Below are 19735 nucleotides of genomic sequence, written 5' to 3' on the forward strand. Positions count from 1 at the left end.
GGCCGGGTTTCTGTGATTCCATCGCGGTCATGGAAGCCGTCGTTTCGCCCCTTCCTGACGATATTGAAGCGCTCAAGGCGCTGCTGGCGAGTGCGACCCAGCGGGCCGATGAGGCCGAAGCCAAGCTCGCCAATGCCCATGCCCGGGAGAGCGCCACCGAGGCGGTGATCGCGCACCTCAAGCTGCAGATCGCCAAGCTCAGACGCGAGCAGTACGGTGCCAGCGCCGAGCGCACCCGCCGCCTGCTCGACCAGATGGAACTGCAGCTCGAAGATCTCGAAGCCGACGCCGCCGAGGACGATCTTGCTGCCGAGGTTGCGGCCGAGAAGACCGCTACCGTCACCGCCTTCGAACGCAAGCGGCCGGCCAGGAAGCCGTTTCCCGAACACCTGCCGCGCGAGCGGGTCATCGTGCCGGCGCCGTGCTCTTGCCCGGCCTGTGGCGGCAGCAGGCTGTCCAAGCTGGGCGAGGACGTCACCGAGACGCTCGAGGTAATCCCGCGCGCCTGGAAGGTCGTCCAGACCGTGCGCGAGAAGTTCTCCTGCCGGGACTGCGAGACGATCACACAGCCGCCGGCGCCCTTCCACGTCGTGCCGCGTGGCTGGGCTGGCCACAGCTTCCTCGCCATGCTGCTGTTCGAGAAGTACGTCCAGCACCAGCCCCTCAACCGCCAGGCCGAGCGCTTCGCCCGCGAAGGCGTGCCGCTGAGCACCTCGACGCTTGCCGACCAGGTCGGTGCCGCCGCCTTTGCGCTGATGCCGCTCTATCGCCTCATCGAGGCGCACGTCCTCGCCGCCGAGCGATTGCATGGCGACGATACGACCGTGCCCGTCATGGCCAAGGTGAAGACCGATACGGCCAGATTCTGGGTCTACGTGCGCGATGACCGACCGTTCGCCGGCGCCGATCCGCCCGCAGCGCTGTTCCACTACTCGCGCGATCGGCGCGGAGATCATCCAAGAGCGCATCTATCGTCGTGGTCAGGGATCCTGCAGGCCGATGCCTATGGTGGTTACGGCGAGCTCTATGCTCCCGGACGCATGCCTGCGCCCGTGCTGGAGGCCGGCTGCTTTGCCCACGCGCGGCGCAAGTTCTTCGAACTGGCCGACGTTGCCAGTGCGGCCCGCAAGAAGAGCCGCGGCAAGCATGCCGGCATGATCTACCCGATCGCGATCGAGGCCGTGCAGCGGATCGATGCTCTGTTCGATATCGAGCGCGGCATCAATGGCAAGGATGCCGACGAGCGCCTCGCCGTGCGCCGCGAGCTGAGCGCAGCTCTGATGGCTGAGCTGCATGCCTGGCTGACTACCCAACTCACCAAGCTCTCGCGCAACCATGACCTCGCCAAGGCCATCAACTACATGCTCCGGCGCTGGAATGCCTTCACTCGCTTCCTTGAGGACGGCCAGGTCTGCCTGACCAACAATGCCGCCGAACGTGCCCTGCGCTGCGTGCCGCTCGGACGGAAGGCCTGGCTGTTCTGCGGATCCGATCGCGGCGGCCAGCGCGCAGCAATCCTCTACACCCTGACCCAGACCGCCCGGCTGAACGATGTCGATCCGCAGGCCTGGCTCGCCGATGTGCTCGCTCGCATTGCCGAGCATCCGGCCCGCCGACTCGACGAGTTGCTGCCCTGGAAGTGGCAGCCCAACCAGCGATCCATTATCATCTAGTCAGTGCTGTGCGGCGGCCTTCATCGGATGGTTACCGCCCACCACAACACCACAGGCACGAACATCGGCTCGTTACGGGGCGGAAGCTTGGCAGCCTCGATGGCGTAGAGGAGCTCTCTGCTCTACGTGTAAAGCAGCGTAAGCGATGTTCTCAGCCCACGGCGGTCCATGGCATGAGTTCGCTCACGGCGTTTGCAGGATGACCTTCAGCGAGCTTCGTGAGCGTCTCGGCCAGCCAAGTATGCGGGTTGATGCCGGAGATCTTGCAGTTTTCGATCAGCGTGGCGATGACCGCCCAGTTGTCGCCGCCCTCGTCAGAGCCTGCGAAGAGCGCGTTCTTGCGATTGAGGGCCAGCGGACGGATCGATCGCTCGACGGTGTTGGAATCCATCTCGACGCGGCCGTCGTCGAGGAACAGTGACAGCCCGGGCCAGCGGGTGAGTGCGTAGCGGATGGCGTCGGCGAGCTTGCTTTTGGCGCTGATCTGCCGAAGTCGTGCCTCGAGATAGATGTGCAGATCATCCACGATGATCCGGGCCTGTTCGGCGCGCACTGCGCGGCGGTGCTCTGCCGGGGTGCTGCGAACCTCGTCCTCGATCGCGTAGAGCATGGCGATCCGGCGCAGCGCCTCGGTCGCGACCGGTGAGTTGTCGGCCAACTCGTAGAATTTACGCCTCACGTGTGCCCAGCAGAAAGCCAGACTCACCTGCTGCCGGCGCTTGGCGAGGGCGGCATAGCCGCCAAAGCCATCGACCTGCAGGATGCCGGCGAAGTTGCCTAGATGCGCCTCCGCCCGCTCACCCTTGCGGTCGGCTGCATAGACGTAGGCGACCATGGGCGGAGTATCACCGCCCCATGGTCGATCGTCGCGGGCATAGGCCCAGAGCTGGCCGGTCTTGGTCCGGCCTCGCCCGGGATCAAGCACCGGTGCGGTCGTTTCGTCAGCAAACAGCCGCTCGGATCGTCGTAATCGCTCCAGGATATGATCGCGCAAGGGGCGCAAATACCAAGCCGCCCGGCCCACCCAGTCCGCCAAGGTCGAGCGGTCGAGCTGGATGCCCTGACGGGCGTAGATCTGCGCCTGACGGTAAAGCGGCAGGTGATCGGCGTACTTGGCGACCAGCACCTGCGCGATCAGCGCTTCGGTGGGGATGCCACCCTCGACGATGCGCCCCGGCGCCGGCGCCTGGACGACCGCACTCTCGCATGAGCGGCAGCCGTAGCGCGGCCGGCGGGTGACCAGTACGCGGAAGGTGGTCGGCACGACGTCGAGACGCTCGGCTACGTCCTCACCGATCTGATGGAGCGCGCCACGGCAGCACGGGCACGCCTTATCCTCGATGTCGACGACCTGTTCGATCCGCTCCAGGTGGGCAGGTAGCGAGCCCCGGTTGGCCTTGCGCGGCCGATCTGCGGAAGCCCTATTTGCCTTGTCTATGGCATGCTCGGCCTCGGCCAGAGCTGTCTCAACCTCCTCAAGGGCAAGCTCGAACTGATCGGGATCGAGTTGCTCGGAACGGCGGCCGAACCGGTGCCGCTGCAGGGCCTCGATGATCGCCTTCAGGCGCTCGACCTCGGCTTGGAAAAGCTTGAGCGCATCAAGCTCGCGGGCTTGTTCAAGGACGAGCGCGCGGAGCGCTTCGACGTCACTGGGAAGGTCCGCTTCCATGAGCATGGAGGCAGTGAATCAGGAGCAGAACCCCGCGTCAACCGGCAATCTGCGGTGCAATCGGGCGGCGTCCACCGTGCACCCGGCGCCAGTCCAGACCCTCAAGCAAGGCACCCAGTTGGGCTGCAGTCAGGCGCATCACGCCATCCTGGATCGCTGGCCACTTGAACCCGCCGGACTCCAGCCTCTTGGCCATCAGGCACAGTCCCGTGCCGTCCCACCATACCAGCTTGATCCGGTCACTGCGCTTGGCCCGGAACACGTAGATTACGCCCGAATACGGGTCACCTCCATACTCGGCGCCGACCAGCGCAGCCAGCGCGTCCGGGCCTTTACGGAAATCCACCGGACGCGTTGCTACCATCACCCTGGTGCCCGGGCCGATCCCGAGCATCACGCGGCAGTCTCTTGCAGAGCTTGAATGATGGCCACGACCAGGTCGGTCCGGGCTGCCCGTCCGACCCGGATCACAGCTCCACCAACTTCGACCTCAATGCCATCGTGCGAGCTCGGCTGCGACGTCCCACCCACGACCGGCACAAACATGGGCTCGTCGCGTGGAGGAAGCTTGGCGGCCTCCATGGCGTAACGCAGCTCCCTGCGCCATGTGTACAGTAGCGCCGTGCTGACCTCCCGCTCTCGAGCAAAGGCCGCGACGTTATCGCAGCGCTTCATCTCCGAGACCAACGCGAGCTTCTGTTCCAGCGTCCAGACGCGGCGGCGACCTGCCATGCCCGCGAGAACCTCAATCCGCCGGACAGGCTTCAGAGGCACTCCAATGTCGGTGTCCAATGCGGTCGTAAGGCTGGCGTTGTCCATCTAACCACATCAGCCCCGGCCACAACATCGCTTACTTAACAACGTGGATCCGCAGGCTTGGCTTGCGAATGTGCTCGCTCGCATTGCCGAGCACCCGGTCCGCCAACTCGAGCAGTTGCTCCCATGGAACGGGCGCCCAGCACAACCCCCTTATCGCTGACTGACCAGCGTTACGCCACGGCCTTCACCGGACGGGTGCGAGCAAGCTGTTGAAAGAGAAGGCGTTCCGCGGCCTCGACCGTGCCCGGGCCATAATCCGTGAATGGGCGGAGGATTACCACACCTGCTGTCCTCACTCCTCGATCGAATACCAGACCCCGACCAGATACGCGGAAACGACTTTTGCAATGGGGTCAAGCATGCCTGGTCCCATTGCTAACAAGGCGCCGAAAGGCATAACCACAACCGCCGAGGCTCTAATCAGAGCTGGATGAAAATCCCGTGGCAGGTCAATTTCGCATGATTGGAAAGCACTCCGAGATTATCGGTGCGTGACGACGCGCAGCATTGTCACTTCAGATTTCGCAGAAACGAACGAATTTGGGCTCCGTCGACATTATAGCCGGGGCAGAAAAGTTCGGTTTGATAGAGGCAGGAAAGCGAATTGCACGGCGAGCAGGCCACGGTAGGGGCGATCAGCAGTGCGGGGGCATTTTGTCGACGGAACTTCGTTTTGGATGCCACGTGCTTGGGATGTGTCGAACCGTAAAACGTGATCTGTGGTACGTCGAGAAGAGCTGCCATGTGCGACGTCCAGCTATCCACGCCCGCAACGACACTTGCGCGGCGGAAGAGCGCAGTCCATTCGCCCACAGACAAGTTACGGTTGATCGCGCCATCTGCGACTTCAAATGGAACATCGTTGGGTCCGCCGATCTGGATCAGCCTGAAGCCTTCCTGTTTCACGAGGGCGGCGAAATCGGACAAGGCTGCGTCGGGCAAGCTCTTGAGTCCCCACCCGCCTGAACGATGCAGCAGTACTGTGCGATCTCCGAAAGGCGCCATCATCGCGACGGCGGCACGAGTTTGCATTTCTGTCGGCTCAGGAGTCAGGTTTTCGAGCGGCGCATCTTGCGGAAGGCCCAGGGCCCCCAGCATGGCTGATGCAAGGTTGCCGTTCATGGCATCGAGGCCGCGCGCAGGATGCGAGGCGGCGACGTTCGAACTGGCGTCCGTGCGGCCGATGACATGCTCATAAGACCGGAGGAGGTGAAGTGCCGTCTCGTGCGCGGGGGGAACGGGTACCGGTAGTGGCTCCACGGGGAAGGGGGGGGCGAACTCTTCCACCCAACTCATCAAGCTCTCAGCCACATGAAAGCGGAGCGGAATACCCTGGCGGTGGGCGGTGTTGGCGACCTGCAAGCCGATCAGCACGTCTCCACGATGAAACGGGCAGATGAATTCCAGCACGCCCGAACCGGAATTGCCATGGTATCTACGGTTGATGGTGAAATAATCGTGCCAGTGTTGCCAGCGCTGTTCGCGAGCGCGCGGACGGGGCGCATTTAGGACTGCAAGTGGGGCGAGCGCCGCATGAACGGTGGCGCCGCATTCCTGCAAGCGTCGGCCTAAGTCTTCCCAGCGCGCGGCTTGGGTCTGGTAGATGGGATCGAAGTAATTTCCGTCACCATGCTTTAACGGAGCCAACAGGCGCCGGTGAAGCATGACGATCCCGCTCTGGATCATCGCGGCGCGCTCCGGCAGCCCGGCCTCTGCGATGTCCTGTGTCGAGATACGGCCGGCAACGGGAAGGCGACCGTAGCCCTCCTCCATCGGCAGCACATCGGCGATATCCGGCGCGACCAGGGAAACCGGCTCCTCAATGAAGCCGTTGGCTTGCAAATTCCTATCGATTGGATTTTCCCTCACGAGTACTCTTGGTGAGAGCACCGAGCTTGGGGCGTCAACCGCGTGCCAAGAGGACAAGAGTGCCATGAACCAGGAACTGGTGAAGTCGCAGTCCTCTGTAAGGATCACAAGATGGCTGGGCTTTCCTTCCTCCCTTGTGGCTTCCTCGAAGGCTGCTAGGCCGAGGTTGGCCGTTCGCGAGGCATTGAAGTCCTGCGTTTGGTCATCGACGATATGGATCGCGAGGCTCGGCCACGATGCTTTCACGGCCGCGAGATGCCCATTGCCGTCGAAGGCATCGCGACGGGGCGTATTGTCGACCAGCCAGATTGCTGCGGGAACGAGGCTTGGAGAAAACGTTCGTGCAAGCCCTGACAGGACCGCGTAGGGCGTGGCGGAGGCGATGATAATTGCCGTATCCGAAGCGAGTTTGCGCAGCTCCTGTTCCGGCGCCTCCGGAAGGGCACATCGACCGATGCGAGCGAGATGTTCTGCGATGTCGGCCTCTTCCCTCCAGGGGCGCGATGCTCTGGGGGGGAAGGCAAGTTTATAGTCTTCGTCTGCGAGTGTCAGGTTGGGGTTGTAGAACGGATCGTTATCCAGTTGCGCTCCCCAACGGGCGCGCATGTAACCGCGTTCGACCCGTTGGAGCTCCTTCTGCTCGGGGCGAACATCGGGACCACGCGACGCCGATTCGAGATGAAATAGAGCGGCAAAGGGAGTGTAGATGATGCGGTATCCGGCTTCACCAATGCGCAAACACAAGTCGACGTCGTTATAACTGACTGCGAGGTCATTGGCGTTGAAACCGCCGATCTCATCGAAGATCGCCTTTGGCATGAGAAGCGCGGCGGCGGTTACCGCCGAAACTTCACGCACCAGCTGCGGGTGGCCGAAATAGCCTATTGAATTGCCGTTTAAATGACGGTGCCCATGGGCGGCGACTCCGTAAACACCTAGCGTTACACCTGCATGCTGAAGAGTGCCATCGGCATATAAGAGGCGCGTTCCAACAGCGCCCACACCGGGTTGAATAGCTTGGGCAACCATCTCGCTCAGCCAGTCGGGGGTGATGATTTCGATGTCATTGTTCAGGAAGCACAAATATTCTCCACGTGCTTTGGTAGACGCCATGTTGTTCAATCGTGAATAGTTGAAGGCACCGTCGTCGCGGATGACTTGCACTCGTTCATCTGCAACGATTTTTTCAAAATACGCGAGGGATTCTTGCTTTTTGCTACCGTTGTCGACTATAATGACATCCAGGTTTGCGTAATAAGTTTGATTTAAGATGCCATCCAGGCAGCTTCGAACGAGATTAATCCGGTCGCGCGTGGGGATGATTATCGTAACAGAGGGAAGTGTTTCAGGCAGTGTGCGCCGAATTCTCCACCAACTCGGAAAATCCTCAATCGGTAGAACCTCACTTGCAGGCTCTGCATCGTCGAAGTACTCGATCAACGCACGTCTTGCAGTGTCAATGGATCGGGAGGGGTTATTACTGGAAAATGTACGAACACCCTCAAAGATACGCCAGTGATACAGCACATGCGGAATATGACGAATACGCTCGGGCGAAGTCAGCTTCAGGATACGCAGAGTAAAGTCGTAATCCTGGCTGCCTTCATAGCCGGCCCGAAACCCTTCCACAGCACGGACGAGAGAAGTGCGGTAGACCCCCAAGTGGGCAACCATGTTTTGCGAATAAAAAAGTTCCTGGTTCCAATCGGTCTTGAAATGAGGGTCGTGCCTACGTCCCAATGAATCGATCTTGTCTTCATCGGAGTAGATGATGTCGGAATCGGGGTGCAGATTGAGTTCGTGGGCGACAAGATACAGTGCGTGAGGCGCCAGCTCATCATCATGGTCCATCAGTGCGATGAACGATCCGGTGACGAGTTCCAGTGCCGAGTTTGATGAACGGGAGATGTGTCCGTTTTCTTCGCGGAATACAACTTTGATACGATCGTCGCGATCGCGATAATTTTCTAGAATTACACGAATTTCCGGATTCGTGGAGCAGTCGTCCGCAATGCAAAGCTCCCAGTTCGGATAGAGCTGGCTGCGGACGGTATCGAGCGCCCTGCGTAGGAAGTGCGGTTCCGGGTTGTAGACGGGCATTAGGACGGAAATGAGCGGCAGGTCGGTCATTCGCTCGATCGACTGCAGTATCAGAGACTCGTCTTGAGAACTCAGCGTGTCGTATTCCTTGCACCAGGCAGCATATGAAAGGGTGTCGTCGCTGGTAGCATGGCGTGTCAGCAATCGCCCCGCCATGACGTCGGCGGGAGCGAAGCTCAATGTGATATTGGAAAAGGCAACATCTGCACGGTCCGTCGGATCTAGACGTATGGCATTGATTCCATATGGAAAATATACCAGTTCCTGTCTGCGACTGCTTCCCATTTCCGGAAACATGATCTCTGTAACAAGATCACCTTGAAAAAGGTAAAGTGTCGGTCGGGCCAGTTCCCGCTCGACGTCCATGCCTACTGACACCACTGTCCAGCCTGCAGGAATAGGGTGTCCATCCAGCAGGACGGAAAACTGCGGATCATCGCCCGTTGCCAAATAAGTATGATCTGCGATTGTCTTGATCTGCTCTTTCGGCACCAATTGCGCAAATGCAAAGCTGCTGGCGTCGAGGCCGGTCAGTGGCAGTTCTGAAGAGCAAGTGTAGCGCGTGCTTCTCTCATCATTGAGGCACAGGGCAGAGATACGAGGGCGGGCGAGGATGCTGCCTTTTTCGACGTCGAGGCGAAGCTCCAGATCGGTGGTGTTTCGAGGGAAGTAGACGTGGTATTCAAGCGGACGACGCGCTGTGATGTCCTCCAGGCGATATGTAATTACCTCACCATCATTGCCTAAAGCACGTAGTGTAGCTTTGAACGGGTGGGGGCATTCGTCGAATTCGATCGTGATTTTTACCAAACCCTGGGATGACGATGTATGATCCTGGATGGTGAATGTGGAGTGGCTATCGGTCGACCGGAAGAGGTCATTCTGGGCGACCTCAAGATTCTGTGCAGGCTCAACGCGCCATTTCTGCTGCGTGAAGCGTTCTTCAACCTCAAGCCATTCGCCTGTCGCTGATCTGGTCGACAGATCTGACGGAACATAGACGCGATCGATTGGTGCGGCCGGTGCGATGCGCAAGGCGCTTATACGAAACGCAGTTCCGGAAATCGCAGTGGGGTCGAAGCGTAGCGCTGTGACTTTCTCAGGCAGGCAGACCAACCGACGAAGGGTGCCTGGTCGCTCGATCCGGGGCATTTCGATCGTTATGCTCTCATTCTCGCTCCAGGCGTACAGGACTGGATCGAGTGGTGCATCCAGATCGCCGACCTCGATTTCGACCCAACTCCAGCCCTGCGGCAGTGCTTTAGGAGTGCGTACGTCGAATTGGGGATCATCACCGACGGCCTGGAACCAGCCATCGGGTAATGGGGCGAGGTGATGGGCCGGGATAAGTTCTAGCGTTTCGAGGTGCGATGTCGTGGCGATACTGCCGTTGGCAGTCGGCTGTTCCCCAACGAACGCAATACCGGCCACGGCAGGCATGAATTGCCGCCCTTCGAGCATCGCGCCGCATGACCATCCGGCGCGATGCAAGCGGAACGACACATTCGCGTGACTCGTCGGGTCTAGACGGAGTGATGTAATTCCTTCTGGCAGGGGAAGAAGGCATTGTATTTCTCCGCGTCCTTCGATGGAAGGGAGCGTGAATGCTTTCATTTCCCTCCCGCGCTTGCCGTACCAGGCATAGAGAATGGGGCGCAGCGAATGGGTATGAGATTCTGCCCGTATGGAAATGAGCGTCCATCCCGACGGAAATCGGCGTCCGTCTGGATTAAGAAGGAATTGCGGGTCGTCTGAAAGGCTTTGCCAGGAGCCGCCGGCCAGGGCTTTCAGATTGGCTTTGGCATCGACGAGAAAGCCGAAGCTTCTGTGCTTAAGGTCGGCCAACCTTCGATTTATGCGCGGATTTTCTGGAGCTAAGGACCACGCCTTCATATAGGCGCCGATAGCGACGTCGAGCCCGGCATTGCGCGCAGCGGCATCACCGAATGCCAGAAGCCGTGCGCTCTTAGTGCTTCGATCGGCGAGTTCACGATACTGTCTTGCTGCCAGTTTTGGTTTTCCGCCACGTTCAGCATTCAGGGCTTCCCGTTGATCCAGAACCGATCCCAGCCAAGCGGTGAACCCGCGTTCAGAGGTCCGTTTCGACGCCGAATGCATTGCCAGATCCAGCATCTCCTGAAACGTCACGCCCGATCTGCGCAAATTTACCGCGACGTCGGACAGGCAGGGTGCCAGTGCGAAAGCCCGCTTCAAAGCGGCGACGCCTTCTTCTTCCGATCCGATTTCCCGCAAGGTTATGCCAAGACCCTTCCATGCTAGGGCGTTATCATCGTCCAGGATCACCGAACGCCGATAGGCCGCCGATGCGGCGTGACAGGCTTCCTGGCGATGGAGGTCGGCGGCTTTGTCGGACCAGACTCGACTGTTTACGGGATCGGCAATGCCGCGCGGATTTTCAATCACCCGCTCCAGTTCCAGCCTCAGTCGTGCCGCCTCTGCTGTAGCTGCGGTGGCTTCGGCGGTGGCGATGGCAGCTTCGGCTGTGGCGGCAGCAGCTTTGCCGGCAGCCGCGGCGGCCTCGGTGTTCGCCTCGTCGACTTGTGTTTCCAACTGGTTGGCCAATGCAATTTTCTCGCCCAATTGGCGCTGTGATGCATTCAGATGGGCCAGCATGGCCGCTATCTGTTCCTTAGCGCTTTCGTAGCTGCCTCTGACCGTCTCCAGATCTTGTTGCCAGCGACTTTCGACCAGGTCGCGTTCGTGGATCGCCGAGCGTAGCGCATCGACTTCCCGCTGGAGACCTTCGTTGCTGCGTGTGACGTGATCTATTTCGCTCGTCGCGACGAATAGACTCTGCTCCAGTCCGTTCAGGGCTGCCGGATCGTCGGAGGCAAGTGCGACGAGATATTTGGACCGCGCGAGCCCCTTGAGCCTTTCGAAGGCATTTACCGAGCGAGCCTCGTACGTTGAGATCGATGCCTCGATATGCGTTCCTGTCAGGGGCTCGTCGAGGATCAGCGCTGAGCCGATCAGGGTCCGCTGTCCAAGATACACCACGTGAGGGAAGAAACTGTCCATGAGGTCCCGGAATTCGTCCCGGCTCATTTCATGGACGTGGTAGGGGTTTGGTGGTTCTCTCTCAGGCGAATAGTTGGCGATATCGGGGGTCGAGATGACAGCGAGCCCACCTGGCTTGAGCACGCGCCGAATCTCGGAGAGGAATGTTTCGTGACCGGAGAAGTGTTCGATGGTTTCGAAGGAGATGACGACATCGACGGACGCATCGGCCACAGGTATTGCATGGGCGCTTCCCTGCTTGAATGACAGGTTTTCACGACCGTAGGCGGCGGTGGCATGGGCTACAGCTTCTTCTGAGATATCGACGCCAATGACACTGCGGGCGACCTGCGAAATTAACGCCGAGCCGTATCCCTCTCCGGATGCGATATCCAGAACGTCTTTCCCGCGGCACAAGGTGCGCGCCATCAAGGCGCGATGGAGATGCTCCATCAGTGTTTGGCCGAGGCTCTCAGTTGTATATCGCTCCCCAGAAAAGGTCATGGGAGTTTCTGGAACTTCCTGCTTAATCAGTTCGCCCATCGCTGGAAACCATTCCTGAATAGAATATTACGAATAGATTTTGCGGCAAAGTATCTTGAGAAAAATTCAGTGGGCCAAGTAATCTTCAGCACAAGTTATGCTGAAATAGATATGGTAAAACGTGCTAGCAGGGATGTCTGGGCGCAACGGATGATCTTCGTTGTCCATTTGATCCTGCCATCCTCCATTAAGGAAGGGCGGGCAGTACACAGTCATGAGGCGGTGCAGGATAGCCGCCATTGCCGAACTATCGCCACCGCCCAGTTCTGACTTTACGGTACTGAGTGCCTTCAACGCTTCGGCATGGGGCCATGATCGACTGGATGTTCGGACGGGGCGGCCGTCTTCAGTGATCTCGTCAATGATGCGGCCGGTTCGCTTGTCGAGCCCATGCCGGAGTGCCATGGCCATCAGGCGCCCGATAGGATTCGATTGGTCCTTGCCGCTGAACGTTTCATACCGCGTCAATAGCCAAGACCATTCGAAAAGATGTCCAGGCTCGACACTGCCAGCTCCCTGGGCTGGATGAACCGTCCAGTCCTGTGAGAAATATTCACGCAGAGCGCCGCCCTCGCGAGCAAGGAACTGTGATACCATCAGTTCACGAAGCTTTTCTCCCGCGACTAGAAAGCGCGATTCACCGGTGGCCTCATGCAGCGCGATGAACGCTTCAAATAGATGCATATGTGGATTTTGCCGTCTGAGCGCATCCATTAGGGGCAGGCTGTCCCAGTAGCCCCCGTGCTCAGCATCACGCATATTGGCTTCGATGAACGATACCGTGCGTTCAATGGCGTCGAGAAAGCTACGCCGGGGCGCCAGTCTAATTGCCCACGATAATCCGAACAAGACAAAGGCATGCGCGTAGAGATCCCTCAAAGGGTCCAGCGAGCCGTCTTCGCGGCGTGAAAAAACCCAGCCAGGCAGTCCGTCGACGCTTTCATAACGGTCGATCATGTTCTGCGCTGCGGTGAGGGCTGGCTCTTCGCCGGCTGCGAAGCGCCCGGACAGGGCGGCCGAGCAGAACACGGAGATTTGACGCGCCTGAACCATCAGGCGGGATGGCCTATCGACCAATGGCGTCAACGAGAAGTCGAGCTGCTCGTGGAATGCACCACGCACTGCGTCGAAACCGGCGCTACTCCACAATGGAAGTGCCGCGTCGCGCAGCCAGCGGGACGCACGGCACAATTCGTCAGGCAGGGATGCGCTAGCACCAGCCTCGCCAACGTCAGGAGGACCCATGCCTTGACCCTGCCTCATCGCAACGAGCTGCTTCTCCCGACGGTATTGCTCAAGACAATTTCTGCTGCTTCGTCCAGGTTGTCGGCGACCCAGGCGTTGCAAGCATGGGCTGCGTTTTCGTCCATCGTTGTTGCATGCCCTGTTCGGACGAGAATCGCGCGCCCTTCGATCGCTTGAGCCAGAGCGATATCGGACACCTTATCTCCTATCATCCAGCTCGCTTTCAGATCTATTCCCAACATCACGGAAGCTTCCACAGCAAGCCCTGGCATAGGTTTGCGACAAGCGCAGCCGTCCGATTGACCATGGGGACAGACGAACCAGCCTGACACGCAAATACCATGCTGTTCCAGCTTTTTGTGCACTACGGCATTGATTGTGTCCACCAACTGGCGATCGAAATAGCCTCTGGCGACGCCGGACTGGTTGGTAAGAACGACCAGTCGCCAACCTGCCGAGGTCAGCTTGCGTAACCCCTCGACAGCGCTCGCCTCCAACTCCACCAACGTCGGATCGCGAAGGTAGTCGCGTTCGACTATGATCGTCCCGTCGCGATCAAGCAGAATAGCACCTGGCTGGATCATAAAGAGAACTTATCGATAGCGATTGTCGCGAGCCAGATACTCACGCACGTACTCGCCGATACCATCCTCCAAAGTATGGGGTGGGGTTGTCATGCCGCAGGTTCGGGCCTTCGTCATGTCGGCTTCCGTAAAATATTGATATCGATCCCGGATTTGGACAGGCATTTCGATAAATTCGATTTCGATCTCACGGCTAGTAGCAAGTCCAAGCGCCTGCGCTACGTCGAAAAATGAACGGGCATGGCCGGAACCCACGTTGAAAATCCCGCTCATGTCAGGATTGTCGAGCAGCCACATGACAAATGCCGCGCAATCCTTCACGTAGACGAAGTCGCGACGTTGTTGGCCATCCCCTATCCCGTCACGATAGGACTTGAACAGGCGAAGTTTCTCGCCCCGCATGACCTGATCGTACACCTTGCAGGCCACAGACATCATGTCGCCCTTGTGGTACTCGTTAGGCCCATAGACGTTGAAGAACTTCAGACCGGCCCATTGAGGAGGCTTGGGTCGATTTTGCGCGATGCGCCGGGCGAAAACCAGATCGGTGGCCTTCTTGCTCCAGCCATAGGCGTTCAGAGGCTGTAGTGCGCTCATGGCCTCAAGGCTTTGATCGTCGACGAAGCGGCTCTCGATACCGCCGTATGTCGCCGCAGACGAGGCGTAGATGAAAGGTACCTGGTGTTCCGCGCACCAGTCCCACAGCCCGATCGTGAAGTTGATATTATTGGCGACGAGCTTGTCGACGTCACGCTCGGTCGTTGCCGATATGGCCCCCATGTGAATGACTGCCCGCACCTCCCTGACATGGGCCTTGAGCCAGGGACCCAATTCGTCCGGACGGACGAATGCATCGATCTGGCGTCGCGCCAGATTGCGCCAGCGTTCGTCGTGTTCGAACCAGTCAACGACGGCAATCGGCCCCAGACCTCTGGCTTCCAGGTCGGCGACGATGTTGGATCCTATGAAACCTGCTGCGCCGGTTACGACAATCATGCTGTATCCTTCGAAGTTGCCGCCGCCTTGGCGATGATCCCGGTCGTGCTGCGATCCGGAACAAGTTCGAAGGTTACGACCTTGCCGCCCCGCTTCTGCACGATATCGCATCCCACGACCTCTTCGATCTTGTAGTCCGCTCCTTTGACCAGCACATCAGGCTGCAATTGGGCGATGAGGTCGTAGGGCGTGTCCTCGTCGAAGATCACGACTGCATCCACGAAGCCGAACGCGCCGAGAATATGCGCGCGATCAGCTTCTTCGTTTACCGGGCGTGTCGGGCCTTTCAGCCGCTTTACCGAAGCATCGGAATTTACGCCGACGATCAGCCGGTCGCACTGGCTGCGCGCAAACTCCAGAATGCGGATATGCCCGATATGCAGAATGTCAAAGCAACCATTGGTGAAGCCTACCGATAATCCATCCGCATCCCATTGGGTGCGAAGGTCGAACGCACTCGAGGCAGACATGACTTTGGCCTTGCTCGAAGACATGCCGAGGCGGCTCAGTCGTGAAAGCTCGTCCAGCAGTTCTGATCGGGTGAGCGTAGCCGTTCCGCGCTTGCCGACCACGACGCCGGCGGCCGCGTTGGCAATGTGAACCGATGCTTCCATCGGCATTCCCGCGCCCATGCACAATGCCAACGTGGCCACCACGGTGTCGCCTGCTCCGACCACGTCGTAAACTTCGCGGCCACTGGCGGGTACGTGGACAACCTCTCCGTCCCGTGTCATGAGGGTCATGCCCTGTTCTGATCGGGTCATCAGGAGCGCGGCGATTTTCGTATCCGCCAGGACTTTCGCCCCGGCGCGTTCGGCATCGGCGTCTCCGACAATGTCGATGCCGGTTGCGCTCGATGTTTCCTTGGCATTGGGGGTGATTACGCTTGCACCGGCATATCGTTCGAGCCGTATCGACTTGGGGTCAACGACAACTGGAACCCCTGCCTGGGAAGCAATCCCGATTATGGTCGAGATGACCGCATCCGTCAGCACGCCCTTTGCATAATCGGAGAGGATTAGAACGTGATGATCCGCTATTTGCTCCGTCACCTGACGGATGATTTCGGCTGCCGTATCATCGGAAATGTCGCCGGGGATTTCCCTGTCGGCGCGAAGCAGGTGCTGGCCGAATGCGACATAGCGCACCTTTTCGATGGTCGGGCGCGTATCGTCCAAGGTGAGTACCGGTATCATGCCGTCGCAGGTCAGCAACGCTTTCAGCTCGTCCCCTGCCTGATCTCGCCCGATCGCTCCGATCAGTGTGCAGCCCCCACCCAGTGCACAGATGTTGCGGCCGACATTGGCGGCGCCTCCGGGGACATTCTCGACTTCGTCCATTTCGATGATCGGAACCGGGCTTTCGGGAGAGATCCGCCGGACGCGCCCCTGAACGAAGCGGTCCAACATGATGTCGCCGATGCAAAGTACCCGGACATGTCCAAAATTAGGCAAATTCATAGAGAGACTTCACGCCCAAACAAGGTTACGGCGGTGCCTTGGGTCACATCGATGGCATCCTAAATCTGGTCAGTGTGCCAGACATGACCCGAAGGCTTTTCAAGCAGCATTCGCCTTTTGGCAAGCAATGCCAAGAACGAAGTCGCACGGCAGAATAGCTTGGTCCTCCAGCAACTGTTCGATCCCAATCAACATGGAGACGACTGCATCGCTTGCAGCATCCCCCACGGCCAGGCGATTGACATTGAGCTGCTGGAACAAGGGATGGAGCAACCCTCCACCAAAGCCTCGCTCCCATTCGACATCGAAATAGAGACGCAGGAACTGCGGGATCAACGCGGAACGCACTGCCTCACTCGGGTCGAGCTTCTGGATTTCCTGCATGGTGGGATTGCGCCATTGGGCGTCGGGGCTGACCTTGAACTCGGCGGGTATGCTGCGCAAGACATGGTTGATCAGCGCGACCCGTTCATCCGGAAACGAGATGTAACACGGGCCGATATATTCGTTATACATGACCTTGCCGTCATCGGTCAGTAGTGAACTGACTTTTGCCAGCATGTCATTCATGTTTTCGACGTGATGCAACGATCCGACGAACATAATCGTATCGAATTTCTGAGGAAATTCTCTGTCGATGAATGTTTCAAAAGTATCCACGAAGAAATTTGCGTTGAGGTTTTCCGCCAAGGCAGTTTGCTGTGCCTGCGCGATGCCCACCTCGGATGCATCAAAGGCGTGAACTTCTTCAGCCAATCCTGCCCTGGCAATAGCCAGTTCGTGATCACCGGCGCCGCACCCGATCGATAGCAGACGTTTGGGGCGAAATTTGACAACGTCCTGGAATATGTGACCAAGCCAATGCCCCTGCTTACCGAACTGACGCTGCTCGATATAAGCACTTATCGTTTCATCGGTATGCCAGGTTGCCCCTCGTGCCGCTGCATACATCTGGTCCCAATGGGCTGCCGATTGCCTTGTTTCGCTATCCATGTCCTCTACCTAATCATGAGCAGTACCAGGGTCCAGGTTATCTTGGGTAAGCAGGCTGGACCAATCAAAGCTGTTTATAGGCTTCCACTGCCTGACCCACGTCCTCGTATTCCATCGCCTGCTTGTCGTGGATGAGGATGGCTCGATTGCAGACTTGGCTGATCAGTTCCGTGCTATGGGACGCTAAAATCATGGTGCGATCATTGCGCTTTTCGAACAATTCCTGCGCGCACTTGCGATTGAAATTCTGATCGCCCACCAGAATAATTTCGTCGATAAGATAACAGTCGAATTCGATTGCCAGCGAGAGCCCGAAGGCCAAGCGTGCGCGCATCCCGGATGAGTAGGTCTTAACCGGCATCTTCAACTGGCGACCTAACTCGGTAAAATCCTCGATGAAGTCTCGCATCTCACTGTAACTGCGATCGTAGATGCGGGCGATAAAGCGCGCATTGTCATAACCAGTCAGGCTGCCTTGGAAACCGCCTGCAAAACCCAGCGGCCAGGATACAGACATGCGTCGCTCGACCTTGCCGGCGGTAGGCATCTCTACGCCGCCGATGAGCTTGATTAGTGTGGATTTGCCCGCGCCGTTGCGGCCTAGCAGGGCAATCCGGTCGCCCCGTTGGACAGCAAAGTTGACGTCCTTGAACACGTCCTTGCGTGTTCCGCCATGGGCGTAGCTCTTGCTCAGGTTGCGGCATACGATCATTCGACCACCAACGTACGGCGTACGTGCCGACATAGCGCCAAACCGATCAGTGCCCCGATCATAGAGCAGATGAGTGGGTTCACGATGTCATAATGAGGCGTCACCTTTTCGCCCCAGAGGCCCCCGCGCATCAGTTCCATGGAGTTCACGAAAGGGGACCACATCAGGTATTTGCGCAAAGCCGGCGTCAGCCACGAAGACATCGTGAACGCGCCTGAGACAGGTATCATGATATAAGTGGTCACGGGGATGAATTTCTCAAGCACTTCCGACATCTCAGACAATGGAGCGATGATCAGGCACAAGGAAAGGCAGAACAACGAATAGAGAAGCCATCCGATCACGAACATGCCGATGTCAGCCGGAATCGGGAATAGTTCAAATGGAATAAGCACTACGCCGATGAACAGGTATGCCATCATGCTGCCCAGCATCTCGATCAGGAAGCGTACCAGGACGAAGTCGATGACCTTGATTTGGCGGTGATACATCATGCTGCCATTGGCCACGAAGATGCTGACCGATCTGGACACACAGTGTCGGAACATGGTGAGAGGGATGTATCCTGAAACCACGAAACCAACGATGCTTATGCCGTGCTCCTGCGGACCTTTCATGAAGCGCCACAGGATCGCGACCAGGCTGGCGAAGAGCAGGGGCTCAACCATGATCCATAGGAAGCCGATATTCTCACGCCCGAAGCGAGTGTTCAACTCGCGGATCATGAGCGCGTGGATTACCCGCGTTTGGATGCGCCATCCTTCTTGCAGCCTGCCTAGGTTTGAGCGCGCCATGGTCACTCTTCCGGTGCGTGCTCAAGAATACCGACAACCAGCATCCATCCGATGAAGTAAAGGCAGGTTGCGACGGCCGCGACAATGATGATGTCCAGTAGGCGACGCGGCAACAGCGGCATGTCGGGCAGGTTAGGTTCGACGACGCGTTCAAGATAATACTGTTGGCGCTGGGCGTCGGCGCGGGCCTGAACCAGTGCGGCGTTGGCAACGTTAAGGTTTTGAGTTGCAAATTCCTGTTCGACGAGGAGGTTTTCGTAGCCGCCAAGCTTGGAGGCAATGCCGCTTGGGGATCCGACCACACGATTGTCCTGAGCGCCGATCTGGCCAGATATCGCATTCACTCGGTTCTGCAGGGCCGGGATGGAGGGATTCTCGGGAGTGACGCGCCGCATTTGATCGAGTTGCGCTTGGAGTGCGGCGCGCTGGGCGATCAGGCCGTTCGAAATTTCCAGTACACCCACCGCTTGCTTCGCAGGATCGATCAGTTCCTCAGAATTGCGGTATCGAGCCAAGGCGATCCGAGCGGTTCTGGCTCGGTCGGTGGCGAGGTCGACTTGCCGCTGCGCTTCCGAAATGGCGCGGGTGCGGACACGGTCGTTGAGGCGATTGACCAGATCTTCGCTTAGTTCGAGAAGGCGGCGGTTCACCTCATAGGCATCCTGTGCCGTGTATCCCTTAACCCTAATGACCGAGGCTCCGGTCTCCGTGTCGAGCTGGGCTTCGACCTGCTTCCCGTAGTACTTGTACAAATCCTCGAACGTGTTGTCGTGCAGTGGCTGAGGAAAACGGGAGAGAAAGTCTACATCATGCGAGGCGTAGCGGGCGCGGAAACCGGGGGTTTTCTCCAGCGCCTTGAGGGCATCGCGCGAACGAACGAAATCGAGGACTTCGTTGGCTTGTTCCTGTCCGCCCGACAACCCGGTGGTCTGGATAAGATTTGCCAACGAGGATAGCTGCGCGCGCTTCTGGTCGGGGCTCTTAATGACGAAGCGGGATTCGGAGACGTAGATATCCGAAGCGAACAGCCCGAAATATAACGCCGCCAACATCGTCGGCGCGATAACAAAAATGATGAACCAGCGCCGTTTCTTCATCCATCGGGAGAGAACGGAAGGGCGAGCTGCGGCGACCGTGTCGGACAGGAACGAATGCTCAACGTTCATAAATATCTTTGCAGCACCTCAGGGGCGGTTTGCCATACCACGGCATAGTGCTGGGCTAAGCCAACATGTCGCAGGGTGCAAGACCGGCGGTGGG

The 19735-nt window shown here is 58.6% G+C and carries 13 protein-coding genes and 2 pseudogenes; 3 read left to right on the forward strand and 12 right to left on the reverse strand.

Features of this window, described 5'->3' with window-relative positions; genetic code table 11:
• Positions 1–29 precede the first annotated feature (29 nt).
• Positions 30–1673, forward strand: a complete 1644-nt coding sequence (gene tnpC, locus WBP07_RS16545) for an IS66 family transposase (RefSeq protein WP_395392691.1) — start codon at positions 30–32, stop codon at positions 1671–1673.
• Between the two features lie 151 nt (positions 1674–1824).
• On the opposite strand, the gene tnpC (WBP07_RS16550) is transcribed toward tnpC (WBP07_RS16545), so the two are convergent.
• The 3 genes from tnpC (WBP07_RS16550) to WBP07_RS16560 are packed head-to-tail and all read right to left on the reverse strand — an operon-like array spanning position 1825 to position 4134.
• Positions 1825–3348: an IS66 family transposase gene (gene tnpC, locus WBP07_RS16550; protein ID WP_395392692.1), complete on the reverse strand. Its 1524-nt coding sequence runs from the start codon at positions 3346–3348 to the stop codon at positions 1825–1827.
• Between the two features lie 31 nt (positions 3349–3379).
• Positions 3380–3706 carry an IS66 family insertion sequence element accessory protein TnpB gene (gene tnpB / locus WBP07_RS16555; RefSeq protein WP_395392694.1) on the reverse strand — a complete coding sequence of 109 codons (327 nt, stop codon included), beginning with the start codon at positions 3704–3706 and terminating at the stop codon, positions 3380–3382.
• 29 nt (positions 3707–3735) lie between these two features.
• A complete protein-coding gene (locus WBP07_RS16560) occupies positions 3736–4134 on the reverse strand; it encodes a transposase (protein WP_395392696.1) in 399 nt (132 codons plus the stop codon).
• A gap of 61 nt (positions 4135–4195) precedes the next feature.
• Here WBP07_RS16560 and WBP07_RS16565 point away from each other — a divergent pair.
• Together WBP07_RS16565 and WBP07_RS16570 are read left to right on the forward strand one after the other, a co-directional pair.
• Positions 4196–4321: pseudogene (locus tag WBP07_RS16565) on the forward strand (transposase domain-containing protein); the annotation flags it as partial.
• A gap of 40 nt (positions 4322–4361) precedes the next feature.
• A pseudogene (locus tag WBP07_RS16570) lies at positions 4362–4595 on the forward strand (integrase core domain-containing protein); the annotation flags it as partial.
• A 76-nt stretch (positions 4596–4671) separates the two neighbouring features.
• Here WBP07_RS16570 and WBP07_RS16575 read toward each other — a convergent pair.
• The 9 genes from WBP07_RS16575 to WBP07_RS16615 all read right to left on the reverse strand — a co-directional run bounded on the left by WBP07_RS16575 (position 4672) and on the right by WBP07_RS16615 (position 19641).
• On the reverse strand, positions 4672–11691 hold the full coding sequence (locus tag WBP07_RS16575; RefSeq protein ID WP_395392698.1) for a glycosyltransferase: 7020 nt from the start codon (positions 11689–11691) through the stop codon (positions 4672–4674).
• A 66-nt stretch (positions 11692–11757) separates the two neighbouring features.
• On the reverse strand, positions 11758–12936 hold the full coding sequence (locus WBP07_RS16580) for an AGE family epimerase/isomerase (protein WP_395392700.1): 1179 nt from the start codon (positions 12934–12936) through the stop codon (positions 11758–11760).
• A 14-nt stretch (positions 12937–12950) separates the two neighbouring features.
• Positions 12951–13520, reverse strand: a complete 570-nt coding sequence (locus WBP07_RS16585) for a D-glycero-alpha-D-manno-heptose-1,7-bisphosphate 7-phosphatase (RefSeq protein WP_395392702.1) — start codon at positions 13518–13520, stop codon at positions 12951–12953.
• A 9-nt stretch (positions 13521–13529) separates the two neighbouring features.
• Entirely contained in the window at positions 13530–14516 is a 987-nt protein-coding gene (rfaD, locus tag WBP07_RS16590) for an ADP-glyceromanno-heptose 6-epimerase (protein ID WP_395392704.1), read from the reverse strand.
• Positions 14513–15976, reverse strand: a complete 1464-nt coding sequence (rfaE1, locus tag WBP07_RS16595) for a D-glycero-beta-D-manno-heptose-7-phosphate kinase (protein WP_395392706.1) — start codon at positions 15974–15976, stop codon at positions 14513–14515. The genes rfaD and rfaE1 overlap by 4 nt, the downstream gene beginning before the upstream one ends.
• Before the next feature lie 99 nt (positions 15977–16075).
• Positions 16076–16969: a class I SAM-dependent methyltransferase gene (locus WBP07_RS16600; RefSeq protein ID WP_395392707.1), complete on the reverse strand. Its 894-nt coding sequence runs from the start codon at positions 16967–16969 to the stop codon at positions 16076–16078.
• A gap of 64 nt (positions 16970–17033) precedes the next feature.
• Positions 17034–17681 (reverse strand): ABC transporter ATP-binding protein, encoded by a 648-nt coding sequence (locus WBP07_RS16605; RefSeq protein ID WP_395392708.1) that lies wholly within the window; start codon positions 17679–17681, stop codon positions 17034–17036.
• Positions 17678–18475: an ABC transporter permease gene (locus tag WBP07_RS16610; RefSeq protein ID WP_395395821.1), complete on the reverse strand. Its 798-nt coding sequence runs from the start codon at positions 18473–18475 to the stop codon at positions 17678–17680. Before WBP07_RS16610 ends, WBP07_RS16605 begins: the two co-directional genes overlap by 4 nt.
• A gap of 2 nt (positions 18476–18477) precedes the next feature.
• On the reverse strand, positions 18478–19641 hold the full coding sequence (locus WBP07_RS16615; protein ID WP_395392710.1) for a capsule biosynthesis protein: 1164 nt from the start codon (positions 19639–19641) through the stop codon (positions 18478–18480).
• Positions 19642–19735: the final 94 nt, after the last annotated feature.

This window comes from Novosphingobium oxfordense, assembly GCF_044029435.1.
Lineage (GTDB): Bacteria > Pseudomonadota > Alphaproteobacteria > Sphingomonadales > Sphingomonadaceae > Novosphingobium.